Annotated in this window: 28 protein-coding genes; 23 read left to right on the top strand and 5 right to left on the bottom strand. The window is 49.2% G+C overall.

Going from position 1 to position 20,460, the window contains the following annotated elements:
• The first annotated feature begins 105 nt into the window (after positions 1 to 105).
• The 13 genes from FY534_RS07590 (at position 106) to FY534_RS07535 (ending at position 8,532) form a co-directional block, all read left to right on the top strand.
• Positions 106 to 1,257, top strand: a complete 1,152-nt coding sequence (locus FY534_RS07590) for a helix-turn-helix domain-containing protein (RefSeq protein WP_203114174.1) — start codon at positions 106 to 108, stop codon at positions 1,255 to 1,257.
• 4 nt (positions 1,258 to 1,261) lie between these two features.
• Positions 1,262 to 1,780: a PIN domain-containing protein gene (locus FY534_RS07585; protein ID WP_203114173.1), complete on the top strand. Its 519-nt coding sequence runs from the start codon at positions 1,262 to 1,264 to the stop codon at positions 1,778 to 1,780.
• A gap of 146 nt (positions 1,781 to 1,926) precedes the next feature.
• On the top strand, positions 1,927 to 2,049 hold the full coding sequence (locus FY534_RS14825; protein ID WP_255567357.1) for a hypothetical protein: 123 nt from the start codon (positions 1,927 to 1,929) through the stop codon (positions 2,047 to 2,049).
• Complete coding sequence (locus tag FY534_RS07580; protein ID WP_203114172.1) at positions 2,043 to 2,681, top strand: hypothetical protein; 639 nt, start codon at positions 2,043 to 2,045, stop codon at positions 2,679 to 2,681. Before FY534_RS14825 ends, FY534_RS07580 begins: the two co-directional genes overlap by 7 nt.
• Positions 2,659 to 3,777: an FtsK/SpoIIIE domain-containing protein gene (locus tag FY534_RS07575; RefSeq protein ID WP_203114171.1), complete on the top strand. Its 1,119-nt coding sequence runs from the start codon at positions 2,659 to 2,661 to the stop codon at positions 3,775 to 3,777. Before FY534_RS07580 ends, FY534_RS07575 begins: the two co-directional genes overlap by 23 nt.
• A gap of 248 nt (positions 3,778 to 4,025) precedes the next feature.
• Positions 4,026 to 4,448 carry a hypothetical protein gene (locus tag FY534_RS07570; protein ID WP_203114170.1) on the top strand — a complete coding sequence of 141 codons (423 nt, stop codon included), beginning with the start codon at positions 4,026 to 4,028 and terminating at the stop codon, positions 4,446 to 4,448.
• A gap of 92 nt (positions 4,449 to 4,540) precedes the next feature.
• Entirely contained in the window at positions 4,541 to 4,921 is a 381-nt protein-coding gene (locus FY534_RS07565) for a type II toxin-antitoxin system HicB family antitoxin (RefSeq protein ID WP_203114169.1), read from the top strand.
• Positions 4,922 to 4,995: 74 nt separating this feature from the next.
• The gene (locus FY534_RS07560) at positions 4,996 to 5,247 is read left to right on the top strand and encodes a type II toxin-antitoxin system Phd/YefM family antitoxin (protein ID WP_203114168.1); all 252 of its coding nucleotides are present in this window, start codon (positions 4,996 to 4,998) and stop codon (positions 5,245 to 5,247) included.
• Positions 5,244 to 5,669 carry a type II toxin-antitoxin system VapC family toxin gene (locus FY534_RS07555; protein WP_203114167.1) on the top strand — a complete coding sequence of 142 codons (426 nt, stop codon included), beginning with the start codon at positions 5,244 to 5,246 and terminating at the stop codon, positions 5,667 to 5,669. The genes FY534_RS07560 and FY534_RS07555 overlap by 4 nt, the downstream gene beginning before the upstream one ends.
• 59 nt (positions 5,670 to 5,728) lie before the next feature.
• Entirely contained in the window at positions 5,729 to 6,370 is a 642-nt protein-coding gene (locus FY534_RS07550) for a metal-dependent hydrolase (RefSeq protein WP_203114166.1), read from the top strand.
• Positions 6,371 to 6,383: 13 nt separating this feature from the next.
• The gene (locus FY534_RS07545; protein WP_203114165.1) at positions 6,384 to 6,638 is read left to right on the top strand and encodes a hypothetical protein; all 255 of its coding nucleotides are present in this window, start codon (positions 6,384 to 6,386) and stop codon (positions 6,636 to 6,638) included.
• Positions 6,635 to 7,249: a conjugal transfer protein gene (locus tag FY534_RS07540; RefSeq protein WP_238413443.1), complete on the top strand. Its 615-nt coding sequence runs from the start codon at positions 6,635 to 6,637 to the stop codon at positions 7,247 to 7,249. Before FY534_RS07545 ends, FY534_RS07540 begins: the two co-directional genes overlap by 4 nt.
• 254 nt (positions 7,250 to 7,503) lie before the next feature.
• The gene (locus FY534_RS07535; protein ID WP_203114163.1) at positions 7,504 to 8,532 is read left to right on the top strand and encodes a GGDEF domain-containing protein; all 1,029 of its coding nucleotides are present in this window, start codon (positions 7,504 to 7,506) and stop codon (positions 8,530 to 8,532) included.
• A 30-nt stretch (positions 8,533 to 8,562) separates the two neighbouring features.
• Here the strand turns inward: FY534_RS07535 and FY534_RS07530 are convergent, their stop codons facing one another.
• Positions 8,563 to 8,874 carry a hypothetical protein gene (locus FY534_RS07530; protein ID WP_203114162.1) on the bottom strand — a complete coding sequence of 104 codons (312 nt, stop codon included), beginning with the start codon at positions 8,872 to 8,874 and terminating at the stop codon, positions 8,563 to 8,565.
• Between the two features lie 326 nt (positions 8,875 to 9,200).
• Between FY534_RS07530 and FY534_RS07525 the strand changes: the two genes are divergently transcribed.
• From FY534_RS07525 to FY534_RS07505, 5 genes are all read left to right on the top strand, one after another.
• A complete protein-coding gene (locus FY534_RS07525; RefSeq protein WP_203114161.1) occupies positions 9,201 to 9,917 on the top strand; it encodes a replication-relaxation family protein in 717 nt (238 codons plus the stop codon).
• A gap of 524 nt (positions 9,918 to 10,441) precedes the next feature.
• Positions 10,442 to 10,912, top strand: coding sequence for a prepilin peptidase (locus FY534_RS07520; RefSeq protein ID WP_203114160.1), 471 nt, complete (start codon positions 10,442 to 10,444; stop codon positions 10,910 to 10,912).
• Positions 10,913 to 10,962: 50 nt separating this feature from the next.
• On the top strand, positions 10,963 to 11,370 hold the full coding sequence (locus FY534_RS07515) for a gamma-glutamylcyclotransferase family protein (protein ID WP_203114159.1): 408 nt from the start codon (positions 10,963 to 10,965) through the stop codon (positions 11,368 to 11,370).
• Positions 11,371 to 12,902: 1,532 nt separating this feature from the next.
• On the top strand, positions 12,903 to 13,373 hold the full coding sequence (locus FY534_RS07510; RefSeq protein WP_203114158.1) for a hypothetical protein: 471 nt from the start codon (positions 12,903 to 12,905) through the stop codon (positions 13,371 to 13,373).
• A complete protein-coding gene (locus FY534_RS07505) occupies positions 13,373 to 13,822 on the top strand; it encodes a hypothetical protein (protein WP_203114157.1) in 450 nt (149 codons plus the stop codon). The genes FY534_RS07510 and FY534_RS07505 overlap by 1 nt, the downstream gene beginning before the upstream one ends.
• Before the next feature lie 19 nt (positions 13,823 to 13,841).
• Here FY534_RS07505 and FY534_RS07500 read toward each other — a convergent pair whose 3' ends face one another.
• The 4 genes from FY534_RS07500 to FY534_RS07485 form a co-directional block, all read right to left on the bottom strand.
• Complete coding sequence (locus FY534_RS07500) at positions 13,842 to 14,114, bottom strand: hypothetical protein (protein WP_203114156.1); 273 nt, start codon at positions 14,112 to 14,114, stop codon at positions 13,842 to 13,844.
• A gap of 53 nt (positions 14,115 to 14,167) precedes the next feature.
• The gene (locus FY534_RS07495; RefSeq protein WP_203114155.1) at positions 14,168 to 16,561 is read right to left on the bottom strand and encodes an ATP-binding protein; all 2,394 of its coding nucleotides are present in this window, start codon (positions 16,559 to 16,561) and stop codon (positions 14,168 to 14,170) included.
• 318 nt (positions 16,562 to 16,879) lie between these two features.
• The gene (locus FY534_RS07490; RefSeq protein WP_072875409.1) at positions 16,880 to 17,104 is read right to left on the bottom strand and encodes a helix-turn-helix domain-containing protein; all 225 of its coding nucleotides are present in this window, start codon (positions 17,102 to 17,104) and stop codon (positions 16,880 to 16,882) included.
• A gap of 351 nt (positions 17,105 to 17,455) precedes the next feature.
• A complete protein-coding gene (locus FY534_RS07485; protein WP_203114154.1) occupies positions 17,456 to 18,574 on the bottom strand; it encodes an RNA-guided endonuclease InsQ/TnpB family protein in 1,119 nt (372 codons plus the stop codon).
• A 66-nt stretch (positions 18,575 to 18,640) separates the two neighbouring features.
• Between FY534_RS07485 and FY534_RS07480 the strand changes: the two genes are divergently transcribed.
• The 5 genes from FY534_RS07480 (at position 18,641) to FY534_RS07460 (ending at position 20,393) form a co-directional block, all read left to right on the top strand.
• Positions 18,641 to 19,204: an RNA polymerase sigma factor gene (locus FY534_RS07480; protein ID WP_203114153.1), complete on the top strand. Its 564-nt coding sequence runs from the start codon at positions 18,641 to 18,643 to the stop codon at positions 19,202 to 19,204.
• Between the two features lie 79 nt (positions 19,205 to 19,283).
• Positions 19,284 to 19,583, top strand: a complete 300-nt coding sequence (locus tag FY534_RS07475) for a hypothetical protein (RefSeq protein WP_203114152.1) — start codon at positions 19,284 to 19,286, stop codon at positions 19,581 to 19,583.
• A 6-nt stretch (positions 19,584 to 19,589) separates the two neighbouring features.
• Positions 19,590 to 19,817, top strand: coding sequence for a hypothetical protein (locus tag FY534_RS07470; RefSeq protein WP_203114151.1), 228 nt, complete (start codon positions 19,590 to 19,592; stop codon positions 19,815 to 19,817).
• Positions 19,814 to 20,179 carry a sigma-70 family RNA polymerase sigma factor gene (locus tag FY534_RS07465; protein ID WP_203114150.1) on the top strand — a complete coding sequence of 122 codons (366 nt, stop codon included), beginning with the start codon at positions 19,814 to 19,816 and terminating at the stop codon, positions 20,177 to 20,179. Before FY534_RS07470 ends, FY534_RS07465 begins: the two co-directional genes overlap by 4 nt.
• Positions 20,169 to 20,393 carry a hypothetical protein gene (locus tag FY534_RS07460; RefSeq protein ID WP_203114149.1) on the top strand — a complete coding sequence of 75 codons (225 nt, stop codon included), beginning with the start codon at positions 20,169 to 20,171 and terminating at the stop codon, positions 20,391 to 20,393. Before FY534_RS07465 ends, FY534_RS07460 begins: the two co-directional genes overlap by 11 nt.
• Positions 20,394 to 20,460 lie beyond the last annotated feature (67 nt).

Genomic DNA, 20,460 nt, shown 5'->3' with positions numbered 1-20,460 from the left:
GGCAGTTTTTTAGCATTTTCGGAAACTATAATTATCATGTATACAAAAATTGTTTTTATGTATATAGTGATTATATGCAAATGATTTTTTAGAAGAGTGGTGTTTATGGAACAAAATATCATAGGTAGCAACCTTCGGCGCATTCGTGAAGCCAAGGAATGGAGTCAAGAGAAGGTGGCTGAACTCAGTGGGATTTCCAGGCTTGCTTATCGGAACATTGAAACTGGCGTGTCTACTCCAAAGGTATCCACTTTGCAAAGTATTGCTGATGGATTGGGTGTGAAACTTCAAGACCTGCTTACTCCTGTACGTACTCTGGAGAAAGTTCGCTTTAGAGCCTTCAAACGTATGAATAGTCGAGAACAGATTCTTCGAGAAGTAGCGAGGTGGTTGGACGATTTCAATGACCTTGAAAATTTGTTACAGAACAAGGAGATCTACCGGTTTGAAGAACTTGCCCATCGGTTGTCTTCGGTTCAAGCTGGAGTAGAACGTGCAAAACGAGCTGCCGAACTGGCTAGAGAGGAATTAGACCTACACGAAAAGGAACCCATTCGTGATATTGCTGGTTTGCTTGAATCCAGTGGGATTAAACTTTATCCCATGAGTCTCGCATCCGATGGTTTCTTTGGCCTCTCTGTTTCCGAGCTAGATGGAGGGCCAGCAGTAGCTGTTAACGTATGGGAAAGAATTTCTGTAGAGAGATGGATTTTTAGCGCTGCACACGAATTAGGCCATTTACTGCTTCATTTAGATGCCTATAACGTAAACGAAAGCCAAGAGGATGATAGTCAAGAAAGCGAAGCGAATATCTTTGCGTCTTATTTCCTCATGCCACAAAGAGCTTTTGAATCAGAATGGGAAGAAACTTATGGGTTAGCGTTTGTAGACAGGATTCTGAAAGTCAAACGGATTTTCCAAGTCAGTTATAAAACGGTACTCTATCGTTTGGCCGAATGTGAAGGGAGTTCAGTTTGGGGTAAATTCCAAGCTGCGTATAAATCAAGAACTGGTAAAGCCTTGAAAATGATGGATGAACCTGAAGCACTACCGCCCCATTCATTCCATCAATCGATGTCGGAAGTACTGCGTTCACAGGAACCAGATTCTTTATCCGCATCAGATTTCATCGAAGATCGTTTATCAAGGCTAGTTCGCCTTGCCATCGAAAGTGACAAGATTACTCTCGGCCGCGGAGCCGAAATCTTGAGATTAAATCTTGAAGCCATGAGAGAAAGAGTTTCTTCTTGGGAGTAGCGGAATGGGGATAAAGACGAAACCTTTACTTATCATGGATGCAAACATCTTGATTGATTACTTCAAGTGTGACAAGACCATCATCAAGTTCATTTGTGCTTATGTCGGTCCAATTCATCTAGCGACACCCGTTTTAAGCGAACTGAACGAGATCAACGAAAACGATTGTTTGGAGCTTGGTATTACCCTGGTTGAACCAGAACTCGCTCAAGTTATGTTAGCTACAACGAAGAGTAGAGGGCCATTATCGTTTCAGGATTATTTATGTCTAATTCTCGCAAGAGATCACGGCTGGACTTGTGTTACAAATGATAAGCCCTTACGAAGAGCATGTGAAGGGGAAGGTGTACCACTCATCTGGGGAGTTGAACTCATTTGTAATTTAGTTGAAGCTGGTGGACTTCCCGCTAGTCATGCGAAAGATATCATCCTGTGTATACACCAAAATAACCCCAGGTATATGAATGAGTCGATCATCCGAAGCGCATTTGAGAGATTGCAAATAGACTACGATATTCCTTAGCAAGTTTGTCAATTATTTTGTTTGAATTTGGGGCTGTCCCTCTGTCTTTGCAGATGATGGAGGGGCAGTTATTTTGTTGTCCTGGCATACGGACAATCCTTGCCTGCATAGGCTCGTCGACAAACAGACGAGGAGGGGGTTTCAACGTGTGGGCATGGCTTGGTCGAGTGGTTGAACGCATAGTGACGCAGGATGCTTCCGCGCAGATGAACGGCACGGAACTACTGGATGCACTGCTTCATCTTTTCGGAGGTGGCACAGGGTGCTGAATCCACGCCAGATAGGACTTCTCACCAGTTTTGCGGCGGCCAGTGTGGCAGCTGTGATGGTCAGCGCCTCCTATCCTGTAGCGATCTGGGGTGCGGGCGTCGCACTGACACGAATGTGGAAAAAACCTGCCCTCCCCCGTGGACGTGTCCGCTCCTGGAGGCGTCGGCAGCAAAGGAGACGGGGAGGGGGTGAAGTCATGGGATGGGTCAGTCTTGCCGCCAAAGCGTTAGGGAAAACTCTGGGTAAATCGGGCGTGGTGATGTTGAAAGGTGGAGGCAAGGCGCTGGTCATCGGTAGTCATCAACCCATCAGCGCGAAGGCGGTAGCCAGTGCGAAAGGCGCTATCGTTGCGAAAGTCGCGGTCACAGAGGCTGGGAAAAAAGCGCTTGTGGTCAACGGCCAGCATGTCGTGACACTTACTGGCAAAGCTTTGGCTGTGAAAGCTCTGCAAGCGCCGTTCATTGTCGTCGTCAAAACGGGTGTTGTAGCTGGGAAAGTGGCAGCTGTGGCGTTGGCGCTCAGTGCGGTGGCGGCCAGTGCCTGGGTGGGGAACGATGTGCCGGTCGATCAGGAAGTGCTTCATCATCTACGAGAGGCGGCGCATACTTTTGACGGCATCCAGTGGAAGTGAAAGGAGAACCGGCGTCTTTGAACTGATGAGTTACGCCACGATGTTGGCGGTGGGTAGCGTGGCCGCCTGTGCCCTGGGAGACATGTCGCTGGAAGACACCACACTCATCGGCGCATCTCCTTATGCTGCAGTGGGGGCGGCACTCTTTGGTTACCGCATTCCTAAACGTGTCGTGGTCACGGAGCCGGATGTGCAAGGCTGGAGAGTGTATCTGGGTCAAACCGCCTTCGGACAAAAGGTCTACCATGATTTCGCCGCGATCCCGCATATGAAAGCTGGTGGGGCAACCGGCAGCGGAAAGACCAAAGGACTGGAGCTCCTTTTGGCGCAACTGGTCATGAAAAAAGAGCCATCGCAACTGGAAGTCCACATCATCGATATGAAAGGCGGCGCCTCTTTTGCGCATTTTGCTCGTCTCCCGCATGTGGCCGGGCGTATCTATGCCGATGCGGAAAACGCGGCACAGGCGTTAGAAAACATTGTAATCATACAAAACAAGCGTCTGGAGCGGATCCGCAGAGCCAGGGAGCAATTTCTGCCGATTCCCTCGTTTCCGCGCATCCTCGTGGTGATTGATGAGGGTGGGGAACTCTCGCCTGCTTATGCTTATGACAAACAGGACGAAAAGATTCGACGCCAGTGCTTGGCCTATTTATCTACTTTGGCCAGAGTGGGCCGCGAACCATGCATCAGCCTGGTCTACAGCACCCAGCGCCCATCCAACGAAACGCTTCCTGTAGGCATCCGTGGACAAATGGATGCGACAATGGCGTTTAGAACGCAGAATGAACTGGATTCGGGAATCCTTCTCCGAAATGAAAAGGCAGCCAGGTTGCCCAATATCAAGGGTCGCATGATTTACCAAACACCAGATGGCGAGAAAGTGGTACAGACTGGCATGATCCCCGAACTCTTGCTTCGGCGCTGGATGGAAGACAGGATGGATATGAACAGATCGGACAAAAAGGAAACATCGTGTGCGGACAATGTGGATACGTTCAGCCAAGACAAGGAGGGGGGACGGAGGCGGACGAGATGGAAACTTCTCGAGTCGGGCTTCCCTCCTCGTCCTCCCGCGTCTTCCATGACTTCGTGAAAGGTGGATGAGTCCCAATTAGTACTTCGATCTCGATCTACGACTATGCCGTTTCTTTAGCTTCTGCCGCCAGAATTTTTACCATGCGTCAACTTTGCAAGCATCCTTTATTGGCGTGGCGCACGCAACCTGAAAAACGTGCCAGTGCCATGCTCAGACCCTATCGAGAGCAGTTCGAAATCCTCGTAGCGCAGCGCGGGGGCATGTTTTTCTGGCGGCTCTCTCCCAAGGCGAAAAAGGAGTTGGGCTTGGATTTCAAATCGGTCAGTCCTTGTTCCAGTCGCATTGAGCACTGGCTTTCTGTGGGGGATTTGTGGCAAGCTCTATTCCACACAGGCGGCAAGCCCCACGTATTCCTGGCCGAACCCAAACACAGTGCTGGCTTCGATGTGTATGTGGAGTGGCAGGGCAGGGCGTATCTTGTAGAAATTCAACGTACGCCACTCACCACGAAAGCCTGGACAGAGAAGTGGGATCAACGGCTTGATTGGTATAACGCCAGAGCGTTTGAGCAAGCACCTTGGTATCGCGGGGTCGTGCCGCGCCCCGTGCTGATTCTGAAGACGGAACAGGAAGACAGTACCGTAGGATTGCCTAAAGGGGCGCTGGCTTTTAAGAGTGCAGAAGCCTTTGCGAAAACGGTGGTGTTTCAAAAGAAACAGGTTAAATAGACGTGTGATTGAAGATAATATGATACTGAATGTAGTACTGTATGATCGGGTGGATGAGATGAGCTCATTAAAAAATGAGGGAATTCTGTGAGATGGAGAAAAACTTGGATTACTATCTTTCGTTACCCTATTCTCTCGTTATCATTCCTGACCCTATTTCGGGAGGTTATGTGGCCAAAATCAATGAATTGCCCGGTTGTATCACTCAGGGTGAGACTGTAGAGGAAGTTGTACATGGGATACAAGATGCTAAACGAGGCTGGATTGAAACAGCATTGGAAGAAGGGCAAACCATTCCTGAGCCTAATGTGCAGCTTGAAGAATATTCAGGGAAATTTGTTGTTCGAATTCCCAAATCCCTGCACCGAACGTTAGTTGAGCAGGCAAAACAAGAAGGTGTAAGCCTCAATCAGTATGTAACGTATCGTCTGGCCAGTGGTCAAGACCATGATAGGATCACGGCGCATTTCTAACGGTTTACCCTCCCTAAAGTACGATGAAGGCGATATAATTTATCTAGACAATCTAGATGATTGGAGAGGTTTTGATGAGTTCGGAGTGGCAAATTCAAGAGGCAAAAAATCGTCTAAGCCAATTAATCAAGGATGTTTCTCGTGATGGGCCACAAATCATTACTGTTCGTGGAAAGCCAACAGCTGTGCTATTATCAATCGAAGAATATCGAAGATTAACCCATTCACCTATCAAATTGACAGAATTTTTTAGAGAATCGCCTCTTCACGATGAAGAACTTCTTATAGAAAGGAATTCAGATTGGGGACGAGAGGTGGAATTGTGAAATACCTTTTGGATACCAATGTGATTTCAGAGTTAGTCAAAAAGGAGCCAAATTCGAAAGTTATTCAATGGATAGATGAACGCGATGAATTGACCTTGTTTCTCAGTGTACTTACTTTGGGGGAGTTGCAAAAAGGAATTGCCAAGCTAAAGGACGCATCTCGAATAAGAAGGTTGCAAGAATGGGTGCAGCACGATTTAACTCAACGCTTTGCGGGACGTATATTACCCATTGACTTAGATGTCATGCTCTGTTGGGGACAGTTACAGGGTGAATCAGAAAAAGAAGGGATACGATTGCCTGTAATAGACAGCTTAATAGCAGCTACGGCCATGACCTATCACCTTATCGTTGTCACACGTAATGTCCGCGATTTAGAGCGTTGTCAAGCAGAAGTTTATAACCCCTGGGAATGCGATTGACTTTTTCTCATATCTCCCCGCCCCGCCCTCTCTCCGCATCAAGGAGAGGGGGCTTTCTTGTGATCTATCGCACTCATGCGGCCTTTGGGGCGGCTCTCATGGAATCGGTGCTGGTGGGAGAAGGCGCGTTCTCCTGGCAGGCGGGAGCGGCGGTGGTCATAGCGGCTCTGGTTGCGGTGATACCCGATGTTGATCATCCGCAATCCTGGATCACCTTGCACGTCGATCCTCTGCGTCTGGTATCCCGCACGTTTCGCCACCGCACTGCCACACACAGCCTCTTGTCGATCCTGTTTGGGTATGTGCTCTTGTTTCAACTTTTGCACCTGCCCCCCTGGGTCGCCAGTGGAATCTGGGTGGGTTGGACGAGTCATGCGCTCATCGACCTTTTGAATCCCCAAGGCGTCATGCTCTTTTGGCCGATGCCTACGCCAAGTCTGCAAAAACGTCTGCATTGGAATGGATTCATCCGAAATCCCGTGCCGCTACTCACCATCCCCGTACAAAGTTTTGGCGAGGAAATCCTGGAACGACTCCTCCTGTTCTATGCGATGGCGCTGGGTGTTCTTTGGATTGCGGCACACATCATCGTATCTTTGCCGTTTTCCCGCCCTCTCCACCGTCTGTTGTGGCACGGTATCAACATTTTGACGTGGCCTTTCTTGGTGCACATCGCGCTATGGCTTCACATTCGAGCGTAAGGAGGGAACCATCATGCTCTTCAACCCGCAGACGGTGGCCAGCGGCCCCCTTTTCAACCTGATGCGACCGTTTTTCGGCATTCTTGCACTCGTAGCTTTAGGGTACTTTGGGTGGAGGATACTTCATATGACGGCAACCGGGAAACGCGCCGCACTGATTCTGGAGTTGTTCGGAATCCTGTTTGTTCTCATTTATCTGGCAGACCCAGTGGTCCTCTTGTCCATCGTGGATTATTTTGCCACGCTCATCCAAAAGGCGGTGGGATGATGCCACGCAGTTATCAGAAGCTCTGGCATCAAAAGATCGCGTTTCGAAGCCCGCAGTGGTGGGTGCAGACGACGGGCATGGCGCACATTTATCTGGAGGATGTGCTGGTTTTTGCCGCCAGCCTTCCTTTCTTCGCGGCTCTGGTATACACAGGGCCTTTGATTGTACTGGCGGTGGTGTTTCATATCCCCAAATGGGCGACCGCCATCGTATTGTCCCTGGTTAGCGCCTATGCCGCACGCAAGTTTGACCCGGCGGGAAAACCGTTGCCGAAATTCCTGTGGTCGTTTTTTCGCTGGTTTTTTCGAGCCCATCGAGTGGTGGATGGGCGCGTACTGCCGCGTAGGAAAGCGAATGGGAAAAGAAGACGATTATGGGCATCGACGCATATTGCCTGGACCCAAGGAAATTTGCCACCGGGGACCACGATTCACGCGTTACAGGCAGGCGAGGTGGCCTTGCATTTGGAGCAAGTCAGTGATGTGCGGATTCAGTCGCAGAGTGTGACGATTCAGAAAGCCACAGGGAAACGCGGTATGAAACGCAGTGTGATGTATGGCGTTCGGCAAGGGGAGTATGTTTTTGCACGAGGGGAGTGGAGAAAACAGTGAAGAGGAAAGCCATATGGCAGACCGCGATGAGAGGATTCACAGCAGATGTAGGTATTCTCTCCACGTTAAGGTGGATGGACGTTTCTATAGCTATTGCCTCGTGTTTTGTGTTGAGAAACTTGTAGATGGCATCAGTAGATCGGTCGTAATTTTTTGGTTTTTAGTTAAATTCTTGGGTAGCTATATGGCTTGGGTTCGATATAATGGACAGCGTATGATATAGAGCATTCCTTATTCGGGGTGGGGTGAGTTTTGTGGCGGAAGGAAAGAAGGAGCCGGTATATGCTCTCTCTTTAGAGGCTGTCCAATTGCAAATGAAAATTATGCAAGGGATTGTGACGGGGGAATCTCCCCAAAAAGTGTTATCTTTAGTCCTTCAGGGATTACATATTCGATTTCCTGAATCTATGGCCGCGATTTGGGCAGAAGAACGACGTGAACATAAACGAAAGTTGATGTTACTCGCAACTTATCGTTTATCCATAGACATGTCTGCATGGGAACTCCACTTTTCAGATGAACCGTCACTGTCTTCCCCGACAGACCCCATGCTTATGGTTTTCCAAGAACAATGTCGAGATCTAGGAATCGATTCTGTCTACGGTTTTCCTATTTTAAATACCAAAGGTCATCGTGTGGGATGGATGGGGATGGCTTTTCATCCATCACGTACACTGACAGACGCGGAACGTCCATTCATATGGCCCTACGTTCAAATCGCAGGTCTAGTTATCGAAAAAGAACAATTAGACCGAGAAAATGATTTTTTGGTTCACTATGATTATCTTACAGAAATCCCTAATCGTCGTTTTTTTCATGAACTACTGACAAAGGAAATGGAACGTTCTAGGGAAGAGCATACGCCCCTCAGCTTAGCGATTCTGGATTTAGATAATTTTAAAGAAATTAATGATACCTATGGTCATCTGGCAGGAGACTTCGTTTTGAAGACCGTGGCTCAAAGACTACAAAAAAAGATAGGATCGGAATTTGGAGTAGCAAGGCTTGGAGGGGATGAATTTGCATGCCTTTTTCCTGGATTTCACAAGGAAGAAGCGTTCCAAACCATGCTGGATTTGTATAAAGTCCTAGAAGAACCTGTAACATGGAAAGAGCATACGCTTTCTATTTTGGCATCTATCGGAATTGCATCTTCTCCAGAAGACTCGATAGAAGAAGAAACTTTACTGCGCCTGGCAGATGCAAGCTTGTATCAGGCGAAAAAGTCTGAGCACGTCCGTATTCAAACCTACGTGTCAGAAAAAATAAATGTTGAGATCTAAATCGTAGATAAACTCTCATCCCATCAACTCTCATCGAAACTCTTTCAAAAAGTCCATGACATCTTCCGGCGGCAAGGTTTTTTCCTTGGCGCTTTCTTGCGTTACGGGCGTGGATGCGGGTTCATCCACAGAGATGGGACGGCTGGGTACAGGTGTGGACGCTTTGACCGTCGCTTGACTTCGTTTGTTGCGCCGCTCGGCCAGTTTTTCCTCTGCGCGAATCCCACGTAGGATTGTCTCTTCCCAAACGGCTTTGCGTACAGAAGGGGACAGGGATTTCAATTGTTCCCAGTAGGCCAGTATGACTTCATGATCAGTTTCCCAACGAATCATCTTAGGCATGTTCCATCGTCTCCTCGGATGGGGTGATGGTGGAAAGTATAGCACACTTTTTTGACCGTAGGTGCGGACATTTTGGTATGCGTGAACAGAAGATCGAAATGTCAGCAGGTACGGTCGGACAAAAGCCTGTAATAGCTTGCTAAGCAAGGATTTATTCGAGAACATGGTCGACCAAAACGGTCAAAATGGTGAACCAAAAACGTCGAGATGGTTGACCAAACTGACGAAAAGGGTCAACCAAAGCGGTCGAAAAAGTGAGCCAAAAAAGTCGAGGGGAACACAAAAATAGCCTTCCACTCTTTCTTTGTCAGAAGGAGAGATGGCAGGTGCTTTTGCACTGGAAAGACGGAGACTACACAGCCTTTGAAAAAATGATTGGCGCGGTAGCGGATGCCGGTGTGATTCGCGTGGAAGACTTGTGCGAACTACTAGACTGGAGTCCTACAAAACTTTGGCGACACAGACGGCAATTTCGTGAAGCGTATCTGGAAAACCCGCTTGCGAAACGTCGTCTTCATCGGGACGGGGCAGAAATTGTCTACCTGACCGAGATGGGGGCACTCTTTGCCAAACACTTTTTGAATTTACCCAAACCCCCGCAACCGGTCAGTCACCAAACCAGTCATACGTTGGCTCTTGTAGCGATTCTCATGCGCTATATCCATCGGTACGGGCGAGACGGCGCGGATTGGTACAGCACGCGGGAAGCCACGGATCAACTGGCGTACGTTCGCCATGTGGCGTTGGGGGAGAGTGATGCGGATATGCGTACAGGCGTGGTACGCCCGGATGCGGCGCTCAAAGGACAACAAGGCTTTTGGTGGATTGAGTATGACAACGATACCGAGTCTGCTCGTGTGATTTTGCACAAATTGCAGCGCTGGGCCGCTGCAGTGGAGGGGCTTCATGAAAGTTTTCGCCGTGTGATGTGGATTGCACCCACGGAGAAACGGCGAGACCAACTGGCGGACATCTGGAGGCGGTTGCAGGATGATCGGGCGGACATGCAGTTCTTTGTGGCGAGGGAAGAACGGTGGGAATGATTGACGGAAACGATGCGCCTTTTTCGACCGTGGGTACAGTCGGCGGATGCGTCGGAAGGTGCGGTCTTATGGGGTCAACCTTTTTGTCAGCAGATACGGTCGTCTTGGTATGTATGAACGGAACACTAAAATGTCAGCATGTACGGTCGGGCAAAAAACTGTAAATGCTTGCTATACAAGAGATGAGACATGAGCGTGGTTGACCAAAACGGTCGAAATGGTGAACCAAAAACGTCAAGATGGTCGACCAACTTGACGAAAATGGTCGACCAAAACAGTCGGAATGGTGAACTAAAAACGTCGGAAAAGCGTGATAAAACGGTCGCGTCGGTGCGCCGATGGCGACGTGGTGGTGCACCAAACCGGTCGGGTATGGCATGGATTTCTGGATGGCAGAACAGTTGCAAGGAAAGTAGTCGAAAAGTAGCGAGAAAGTAGTCGAAATCTAGGTTTCAAAAAGGCGGATTTTGCTGTTTCTATGCTGATTTTTTGAAAATAGATGTTTCTTTTGGGAGGCGGGTTCGGTGTTTGGTACAGTTCCTGTGCATCTCTTGTTGACGCTGATACTGGTTGTGAACGCTGTGCTGGATGTGGCCATTCGCAAGGTGTCCGAGACGCTGATCATCCTCGGTGGAATCGGAATGGTTTTTTTGGAAATCGGAACGGGACAAGTTCATGGTGGGGAGGAGGTACTCGCGGTGTCCAGTCTGGCAGGTACAGCCTTGATTCTTGGCCTCCTTTGGTATCGCTCCCACCGAAAAAATGGCACGGGTTTAGGCGACGTGGAGATGGTGGTGCTCATTGGCCTTGGATTTGGGTGGTTTGGAGGTCTTCTGGTGCTCCTAGCACTCTTTCTGGCGTTGGTAACTGAGAAGTTTTGGCCTCGCTTCTGCACAAGATACACACCAGCGGATGTGCGCCACAAAGCGCCGATGGCGGTGTACTTTGCCGTTGTGTCCCTGTTGGGCACCCTGATGCTCTGGCCACTCTATTGACATATTCCTAAAATTAGGTAAAATAGAAAATAAAAACAGGTGAGACTGGGATGCAGGATACAACGGTATTTGTGTATGGCAGTTTGCGAAAAGGTGAGTACAACCGTGGTGTTTTGGAGCCGCATATCTTGAACACGCTTGGGGAAGGTTGCATTCAGGGACAGATGGTATCTCTGGGAGCGTACCCGGCGGTGTTACTGGACAAGCCAGGCATCGTAGTAGGTGAGTGGCTTCGGGTCACGGCGCGGGGGATGGCGGCACTAGATCGACTGGAGGGGTACCCCACGCTTTATAGCAAAGCGCATGTTTGGGATGTGCAGAATAACATCGAGGGCGTGGTGTACTACATGACCGAGCAACAGTTGAGCCGGTTTTTGCGCGGCGGGCGTAACGGCATGGTCGTGCCAGGTGGAGATTGGACGGCGTATCGGAGAGAACAACGTTTGCAGCAGGTGTGATCTTGTGCGGAGTCAAAGCGGAACTCTTTGTCCAAGCACCCTATTCGCCCGACATTCGCGTTTTTGAGTGCGGGCAGGTGAAAAAAGGGGCCTAAATGAGCTTCGAAAATGCGACAGAGACGAAAATAGAGCCGAATCCGGCGGAGTGTGCAAAAGAAGCAGGCAGATGAAAGAGACCGAGCCTGCTTTTTGCGAGGTTTGTGAGTTGGTCAAAGTAGACTCGGCATCTACGGCCTCTATTCGCCCGATATTCACATTTTCGAGTACGGGCAGGTAATGAGGGAACTAGACTGCCGTCGAAAATGCGACAGAGACGAAAATAGAGCCGAATCCGGCGGTGTGTGCAGAAAAAGCAGGCAGGTGAGGAGTGCCGAGCCTGCTTTTTTGCGAGGTTTGCGAGTTGGTCAAAGTAGACTCGGCATCTACGGCCTCTATTTGTCCGATATTCGCATTTTCGAGTACGGTCATGATGACTAGACTGCCGTCGAAAATGCGACAGAGACGAAAATAGAGCCGAATCTGGCGGTGTGTGCAGATGAAGCAGGCAGGTGAAGGAAGCCGAGCCTGCTTTTTTGCGAGGTTTGTGAGTTGGTCAAAAGTGGATTCGGCATCTGAGGGGGGTATTTTCGGCAATTTCCAATTTTCTCGAAAGCCTCAAATCCCTTGTGCTGTCTGAGAAAAATCGACTTTTTTCGAGTGCGGTAATCACCGGTAATCACAAGCTGAAATTGGGTGATTACCGCCTCGATCTCAAGTGGCACAAGGGAAAACGGCATATATTTAAATATATTTAGTAATCACCAAAAATATATAGTGATTACCGTTCTCTTCCCTTGTCCTGCAAGGGATTGAGGTTAATTTCCAGCAGTGCGGTAATCACTCGACGATCATAGGGTGTTTTTAAAAGAAAAATCGAAATTAAAGTCAAAAAAGGTCAAAATTTAAGTTAAATCAAATTCATTTAAGTCGAGATGTCGAAAACGATCTCAAAAATCAATTTTTGAATCGACGATCTACATACCCTGATCGTCGAGTGATTACCGAAGCGAAAAAAATGCCCGTGAAGCCAAGTGGCACAAGGGCTGAGAACGGTAATCACCAACTTTTTCGAGTGATTACCGCACTTGAAAAATGCCGAAAAATCAAGGGTTTTGAAAAGTGCTGGTGATTACCGAAAATCGCATTGAGTGATTACCGAACTCGAATTTAATGATTACCGGAGTGCAAAAATATTCCTAGGAACACCACAAAAAACAGAAAAAGGTTAGTGATATCTATCCATTCAAGTTAAATGATCGATAACATTAGTCAAACTAAAACAGTAAATGAAGTCTATCAAATACCAGAAGACAACCTATACATGAAGAATCAACCATCTATAAAACTAAAAAATTACGATATTCCGTCTATTTAAACCGGTAAATTCCCCCGATTCGTACGTTTGACGGCTGCATATACAGGGAGGGGGTATGTGTGATGGCCAAGCCTTCATTTGCCCTGCCTTCTTTCCTCGATAGAGAGGATGGATGTTCATGAGAAACAGGCGTTTCTGGCGATATCGCGCTGGCTATACCGCGCTGGCTTCCTTGTATACGGAACTCATCAACACAACCCTGGGTGTTGTGGTGTTGGGACTGATGCTGACCGTGGGTGCAGCGCTCATGGTTCGTCAGGAACTTTTGAATGCGGCTTTTTCCGCAGCGCAGATTGCGGCCGAAACGCAGAACATCGGGGAAGCGCAAGCAGCGGCGGAGGATACGCTGATTGCGGAAGGGCTGCCTGCAACGGTGAATGGAGAAACGCTGTTTCAGTTGAGCGACGTGGCCGTGACCACAGGCAATAGTGCACCGGTTGCGGGGGTGGAGATGACGTATCAGTTTCCTCTTCCATTTCCTAGACTGGAGGATGTCTTTGGAAACCCGAATCCCCTGCCTGCCACCTGGACGCTTTCGGTGCAGGCCGCGTATGTCAATCAAACGTATTACGGCGGAGGTGGGGGGTAGTGTTCAGCCGTGTATACTACGGTCTCATCGTGGTGACGCTGGGCGGGATTCTGGTGTGGCTGCTGTTGTTTGTGGAGGGGGAGAATCTGGCGTATGAAGCGTTACAGCATGCGACAGCCGCGGCGGCCTGGAGTGCCCAACAGACCATCAGCAACGATCCTGAAGGCGTGGCCGAGATGAAAGGTTACAGTTTAGGGTCTTTGCAGACAGGTGCGGCAACAGAGGAGGCTTTATCGGCGTTTCAGGCAGAAACTTCTGCCATGAATCTTTCCGGCGCGGGGTTGTCTCAGATCACGCTGAATGTCCAGGTGCAAAGCGGTATCGCCGAAGTGACGGTGACCGCGAATTACACGAGTCCGATGATTCCGAAAACCATTCAGAGTGCTTTGAACCCGGAGAATCATGTGCTCGGTTCCTTCCCGATGACAGTGTACGTGAATGGGAATTGAAGTGGCCGCAGGTTGAGGTTCAATGACCTGCGGCTTCATGTCCTGTCTGGCTGGTGAGTACATAGAGTTCGGAGGGGGAGAAGGTCTCTCTGTAGTCATCAAATTTCACGACGACAAAGCGGGGGAATACCGCTTCGATGGTGCCGTATCGATAACCGTCAGGCCGCTTCTTACTGGCAAGGCCGGGTACGCGAACCGCCTGACCGACGTTCCACTGGATGCCTGGTGCAAAAAATTCTGTGTACGTCCTTTCCAGGGCAACTCTGCGTTGTTGCTGTTCCTGGTTGAGCATGTCTCCATCGCCTCGCTTCTTTGTTTCTTATCTGGAAGGAGTCTAAGGCGTGGTCAGAGCAAATCGTCGGCGGTGAGTTCTCTCGATGTTTGGCGGGAGGTTTGAGCCAGGGAAGGCCCGTTTTCATCCCATGTGCCGTTTCGCAGATACGCATTCATACGTTGCTTGACTTCTTCCACGGACCAAGGGGCGAGTTCCCGTTGTTTTTGCCATCCAAACGCCCTCAGTTCGGCCAATCTGGCCTCTTGCTCCGTAGAATTGGGGTTCTCGATGAAACCTGTATCCGGCCACGGAGCACGAGAGAGTCTGGGAAAATCTCCTTTTGTTTCGATAGAGAGACTCAGACTTCGGTTGTAGACGGCGGTGACAAGTTTGGGCAATTGGGTCAGGTACTCGGACGAAAACGTGTTGCGGGAGATACGGGCGGCCACTTTGGCGCCGTCCGGTCCCTGTTGATTGGAAAGCACCGTGCCGATGTTGTCGATGATGTCATCGAGCAGTTCGCCAGAGAATTGTTGGACGGATTGAGTAATGAGACCTAACGCCAGTCCGAATTTGCGCGTCTCCCGGATGATGTTGCGCATAGCGCTCACCTGGACCCGGTGGCATTCGTCCACCGCAAGCAGATGGAGTCTGGAGACGTTTGGCGTGCGCTGGAGCGCCACCTGATAGTAGCGTTCGATGAGCGTGCCCATGATTAAATCCATCAGCGTGTGACCGAGGGGTTTGACGTCAATGAGAACGATGTGCCCCTCGTCCATCCACTTTTGTATCGGTAAGGCGAAATCCGGTTGAGCAAAGTAGAGTGCCGGATACCCGGAAACAAACGGTCGGAGCCGTCGCTCTACTGGTGCGATGTGAGCGGGTTTGACCGTTTGTTCGAACGTTTGTTCCCAATATTGACGCAGGATGGGATCGTCGATTTTGCGGGCAACCTGTCTTCTCCAGCTCTCGTTTTTGAGGAGAGGGATCATCCCGGCCAAAACGTGTCGGTCTTCGGGTACGCTTTGCAGAGCCGCGATGGACTTGTCGAGGATTTCATCCAGGCTGGCTCCCCCGCCATACTGTTTTTGCATGAGTTCCAACATGGCGTCGGTGCTGAGGACTTGTAAAAAGTTCATGGGCACGGGTGCATCCTGATTGCCGAAGCTAATGTAGTGTACTTTTTCCCAGAGAGGGCTGTCAGACGGCAACAGTTGCTGCAGACGCGAGAGGAGGATGAGTACCGTTTCTTCCGCCGGATCGATAAAGGTCAGTCCGGGTGCGCCGGGTTTTTCGTTCACGAAGTCTTCGAGCAGACTTTGCATCATGAAGACCAGTGTGGAAGATTTGCCACTGCCTGTCGCACCTGTAAGAACAAAATGTTCGGAGAGCGCCTTGTAGGTGAGATGCACCAACCGCCCCGATTGCGTGGGGTGCTGGAGATATCCTATGCGAAGCCCCTCGTTCAACTCGTCGGGAGACAGGGTTCGTGCTGCGCTACGGATAGAGAGGACTTGATCGCTTTGCGGTACATGAACAAATTGAGCCAACTCGTGCGCGGTGAGATAAAACGGCTTTTTCCCTTGCACAAAGGCGTTGTGGCCAGCAATCGTACGAATTTTGGCGAGAAGCGTCGGGATCATGACAGGCTTATCAGCTGCGGACACAAGGAAAAACAGGCGTACCTGAAACCAGTCGCGAGACCTGGCCAGACGTTCTTCCAAGCCAGCAACGACCTTTTTTTCATGAGGCAAGAGGACAGGCTTGGGAACGGTAGGACGCCCAGATGCGGTTGCGCCGCGTTGACCACTGCGTCCTGTGGATCGTTGCCAGTCAGAGAGCGCTTCTTCCTTGAGTTCGTTCCAAAACGAACCGACAGGTGATGGTGAGGAGGAGGCAGGTGTTCGCTTTTCCAGGTGTTTTCGAGCGATGCGCTCAGCATCTTTTTCAAAGACCGGTGAAAATTGGACACGAATGCCTGTGCCTTTGGGCAGATTCGCCATCCAGTCCTCTGTGATGTGCGCATAGTCCAAAATAGGCAAGTCAGGCGACTCCAGCGTGATGGAGAGAGCTTCGTGGGATTCAAACTCTTTCAGCCATTCTTTCTCATCGTCCAACCACTCCAGTTGAGAGGGGAGTGTGGCTTCTACGCCGCGCAAGCGATCCAAAGGTGCGGATAGGGCGGTAAACGCGGTGCCATTCTGTTGGCGATAAACCGTCCAGGTGAAGGTGGTGTTTCCCTTGACTTGTTGATCGTTCCAAGTGCGTCCAAACATGGATAACCCCTGAAGCCACTTCGTGATTTGCGACGCATCCTGCACATAGGACTCCCGAGGGACGATAAGTTTCACGGGATCGGTTGTTGCAACCGATGCAGAGGAGCGAAATCGTTCCGCACGTGCACCCCAAACACCAAGACCGCCCAGTACCAGGAGAACGGAGATGTCAACGGGAATCGACGACATGAGCAAGCCCCTTTCCAGTGTTTGTGAAGAAAGGGGTATGGGGCTTCATTTATGAACAGTAAAGGAATTTGATGCTTTCAGGAAGCAGGGGTTGCAGTGGCTTCCTGCATTGCCGATTTCGAGCCAGCATCCGCTAAAACCGTGCTGATTTTGCCAGAAGTGTCATATTCATGAGAAAAGAGCGTGATTCAGACACCTATGGCGAAGAACGGACTCCTCCTCCACGTCAACTTCATGAATCTTGAGCCTCCTGTGACTTACGTGGAAACCTGTTTTTCGCATGAGCGACATTGGTGTCTGAGAAACGCTCTTTCCTCACTACAGGCCAAGATCCCAAAAATCTGTTGTGTCCACTCCGTACTCCCTTAACACCGGCCGTAATTTCCGCTCGGTTAAACGAGAAGGTCTTTGACTAGGATGACCTGCCAGCTTGCTCAACGTCGTATGATGAATACCACTCTTTCTAGACAACTCCATCAAGGATATACCGTTTCTCTCCAACCATAGACCAAACCGACTTCTTGGCGGATGAAATTTGCGCATAGTGTTTCTATCACCTCTGCCATCATCCTTTCCCTTCTGCAAATTGTGTAAACGTGCTCATCTTGGACAAACCGTCTTGCATATTCTGGAATACTGGCAGAGGGGATGACGGTACGTGGAAAATGTTGTAGGATAGATACGAACATACGTTCGTTATGTTTGTCACATTTCTTCGTGCTTCGTCGTCATTTTCATACCCGCCTTGCTGATAGAGAAAGAAGGTTCCTTGTCAACTACCCACCACCTAAGAGGTGGGGGCTTGTATCTCCCCAGAAGTGCAAGCGACCTCGGTCTCCTTCTTTAACTTGGGGATACATCGTGGGGAGGCTGACAACACCCCGGCCACACAGGCTATGCCGATGTGGTCACTGCAACCAGGTACTCAATTCCCTTTCGGTGCAGATTCATGCCACCTATCCGATCATCATTGGACCGATAATGGCAGTTTTTACACGTAAAACGATGGTGTTTTTTATCGCGGTTCGCTTTTTCGATATGCCCACACTTTGGGCAAGTTTGGGACGTATAGCGGGGATCGACAGCAATCACTTTCGATTGCAATTTAATGGCTTTATATTCGATCATCTGCCGAAGCTGATCATACGCCCACGATACCGATTCGTAGCGATGCCGTTTGCGTACTTTTTCTGTCGCTCCACGAACGCCCGTTAAGTCTTCCAAAACATACAAGGCGTTGGCTCCATACCGTTCTACGAGTGCCTTACTGACCTGATGATTCACATCGGTCATCCAACGGGTTTCTCGTTGTCCGATCTTCTTGAGTCGCCGCCTGGCTGATGCTGTTTGACGTTGTTGCAAGTGCCTTCTTAATTGTTTGTAGTGCGCACGCTTGTCTTTCACATGGCGACCTTTGACAAACCAGACTTTGCCATGAGAATCGTAAGTCGTGACGAGAAAATTCATTCCCATATCCACGCCGACAATCTTGTTGATATGTTCCCATGCTGCCTCTGCAATACTTTTGGTCATGGGGATATGCAAAAAGAACTTCCCGTGTTTATAGACCACTTTGGCCGTACCAAACTTCCACGTTCCATCAAAGTAATGTTCCATGCCTTTCGTTACAAACGGCACTTTGACTCTGCCTGCTAAGGTGTTGACGGAAAACACACCGTGTCCCAGCGAATAGTCACGATTCCAGACTAAATCCAGTTCTGGCTTTTTGAATCCGACTTTCGTCCAGTCGTGACCGTTTTCCATCATGCTTTTGTATCGGGCGATGACGGTCTTTATGACGGACTGGGCCATTTGCGAACGCAAACCGAACGTTTCTCGCAGATAGCGATACGTGGTGGTATGTAGACGGGCTTGTATGAGATTTTTTGTGGTGTAAATCACACCCGACAAATAATTGCAACCTTCGCGATAGGCCTGTAATGTTTGTTGTAACATCGTGTGTTGTTCCTCAGTCGGTACAATTTTCACTTTTGCCGTGAGCACAAGTTCCACGCTCTCACCACCTTTCACTAAAATTAGTGTATCGTTGTTTTAGTGATGCTTAAAGAGGAAAAGTTCGTGGTAATTCCTCCCCCACTTTATGAAGTGGGAGTATCCTTGACACATTATGATGAATCCCCAAGTGTACTGGCCCATCGTGGATCAGATTCTGATGCAATCATCACCGATACTGCACGACGAAGATGGTCTTCAGAGTTTACGATTGGCCGTTTGGAAAGCGCTTCGAGAGATGGAAGAGAAAGAAGCCTCTGTATGCACACCTTTGAAACGCTAGAGGATATCAAACGTTTTGTGATCGCTGTGGCCAAAGCAAAGTCGGTGGACTATTGGCGCAGGGAGAGTCGGTATCGAAATCATGAACAATTGACCTTAAATCAAGCGAATGAGCAAGGTGAGGAACCCATAGAGACTTTGCCTTCCACGGATGCGGAAAGAGATTTTCAAGAAGTGGAAATGAGGTTGGTTCTAGACACGTTGCCCGAAAAACAGAAAAGAGTCATGGTGGGTCTCGTTTTGGAAGACAAGACGGAACGAGAGTTAGCGGAGGAACTGAAGCTATCTCAAAGTACGGTTCATCGGCTGAAAACAAAGGCTATTCAGCAACTGCAAAAATTTTTTTGAAAAAAGTGAATCAAAATGGTCAGTCAAAACGGTTTTAAAAGTAGGGGGGATTTTAGAACTGCAAGGGAGGTGCAAAAAAATGGAACCGTTGTTTACAATCTCTTCCCTGCACACCGTGGATGGTGGAAGTTTGGCCGTCATGCTGGTGGTACAGATGGTGAAAACGTGGCCAGTATTTCAGCGTTTACCTACGCGTTTTCTGGCTGTGATGGTGGGAGAAATGTTGGTGATTTTCACGACAAGACCACTACCTACCCATGTGGGAGGTTGGACAGTGCTCATCCTCAACGGCATGTTGTTAGCGGCAACCGCCGTTGGAGGGTGGCACCTGGTCACGAAAAGTGTGACCGAAAAAACAAACATGGACTTGAGAGGATGATACCACATGATATGCAAAGAACGCCTTATTGAAGCGTTGACCCAAACGCACAAAGCGTTGATAGCCTATACCAGGTGCGCGGAAATGTTGGAGAACGAGGAAGACCAGAAGCGGTTGGAACAGGTGAGTTTGTTGTTGGCTGAACAGGCCAAGGTTATCCAGGACGAACTGCTTGGCTATGCCCTCTACTGGGGACGTGGACGGGGACATGTGCAAGGACGTGATCGAGCATGACCACCTATACTCCTGAGCAGGAAGTAGCCTGGATTCGCAAGATCATACGGCATGTGGCAGCCCATACGCGAAACAAATACAAGAGATGGAGCCGAGAAGACCTCATTCTCAATGCCGCGAATGTAGAAGGAGAAGAGTTTATCCAATCCATCCCTGATTTGTTAGCTGATCATTCAAACCGTGAGATGGAATGGTTTTCTGGCTTATCCGAGCGAGAAAAAACCATTCTGTATGGATTGTACTGGGAAGGAAAAAATCAACGGGAATTATCCAAACAAATAGGGATTGCCCAAACAACGATTAGCCATATACACCGTCAAGCGATTCGGAAATTAAAGGAGCAGATACAAAATGAGGGATAGAACACAGAAGGTACACAATCTTTTGGAACAAGTCAGACAAAACAAGGAAGTAGATGTCTTTCTGTTATGTCGATATTTCCGAGCAGAGATCGATCAGCAAGTGTCATCTGTGCCGAGATGGTGGAGAGGGGAAGCTCAATCGCAAGTTTGTACAGGAATGTTGGAAGAGGTTCTGAAAAAAATTTTTGAAGAGCATGCTCAAAATGGGGAGTAGAGGTGCTTTTAAAGAGTAGAGGGGCAAAACGAAAGCCCCTCACCACTCCGGCCGGGTGGAATTCATA

Source organism: Alicyclobacillus sp. TC (assembly GCF_016804365.1).
GTDB classification, from domain to species: Bacteria; Bacillota; Bacilli; order Alicyclobacillales; family Alicyclobacillaceae; genus Alicyclobacillus_I; species Alicyclobacillus_I tolerans.
The sequence above is the reverse complement of the archived record's forward strand: the minus strand, read 5'-3'. Positions and strand labels throughout refer to the sequence as shown.

What these genes read in the sequence shown, in the direction of transcription:
- FY534_RS07560 (WP_203114168.1), top strand. Translation starts at nt 4,996, where the DNA reads ATGAGTTCGGAGTGGCAAATTCAAGAGGCAAAAAATCGTCTAAGCCAA.
- FY534_RS07590 (WP_203114174.1), top strand. Translation starts at nt 106, where the DNA reads ATGGAACAAAATATCATAGGTAGCAACCTTCGGCGCATTCGTGAAGCC.
- FY534_RS07540 (WP_238413443.1), top strand. Translation starts at nt 6,635, where the DNA reads ATGATGCCACGCAGTTATCAGAAGCTCTGGCATCAAAAGATCGCGTTT.
- FY534_RS07475 (WP_203114152.1), top strand. Translation starts at nt 19,284, where the DNA reads ATGGAACCGTTGTTTACAATCTCTTCCCTGCACACCGTGGATGGTGGA.
- FY534_RS07565 (WP_203114169.1), top strand. Translation starts at nt 4,541, where the DNA reads ATGGAGAAAAACTTGGATTACTATCTTTCGTTACCCTATTCTCTCGTT.
- FY534_RS07460 (WP_203114149.1), top strand. Translation starts at nt 20,169, where the DNA reads ATGAGGGATAGAACACAGAAGGTACACAATCTTTTGGAACAAGTCAGA.
- FY534_RS07490 (WP_072875409.1), bottom strand. Translation starts at nt 17,104, where the DNA reads ATGCGCAAATTTCATCCGCCAAGAAGTCGGTTTGGTCTATGGTTGGAG.
- FY534_RS07585 (WP_203114173.1), top strand. Translation starts at nt 1,262, where the DNA reads ATGGGGATAAAGACGAAACCTTTACTTATCATGGATGCAAACATCTTG.
- FY534_RS07465 (WP_203114150.1), top strand. Translation starts at nt 19,814, where the DNA reads ATGACCACCTATACTCCTGAGCAGGAAGTAGCCTGGATTCGCAAGATC.
- FY534_RS07470 (WP_203114151.1), top strand. Translation starts at nt 19,590, where the DNA reads ATGATATGCAAAGAACGCCTTATTGAAGCGTTGACCCAAACGCACAAA.
- FY534_RS07545 (WP_203114165.1), top strand. Translation starts at nt 6,384, where the DNA reads ATGCTCTTCAACCCGCAGACGGTGGCCAGCGGCCCCCTTTTCAACCTG.
- FY534_RS07530 (WP_203114162.1), bottom strand. Translation starts at nt 8,874, where the DNA reads ATGCCTAAGATGATTCGTTGGGAAACTGATCATGAAGTCATACTGGCC.
- FY534_RS07495 (WP_203114155.1), bottom strand. Translation starts at nt 16,561, where the DNA reads ATGTCGTCGATTCCCGTTGACATCTCCGTTCTCCTGGTACTGGGCGGT.
- FY534_RS07500 (WP_203114156.1), bottom strand. Translation starts at nt 14,114, where the DNA reads ATGCTCAACCAGGAACAGCAACAACGCAGAGTTGCCCTGGAAAGGACG.
- FY534_RS07510 (WP_203114158.1), top strand. Translation starts at nt 12,903, where the DNA reads ATGAGAAACAGGCGTTTCTGGCGATATCGCGCTGGCTATACCGCGCTG.
- FY534_RS07515 (WP_203114159.1), top strand. Translation starts at nt 10,963, where the DNA reads ATGCAGGATACAACGGTATTTGTGTATGGCAGTTTGCGAAAAGGTGAG.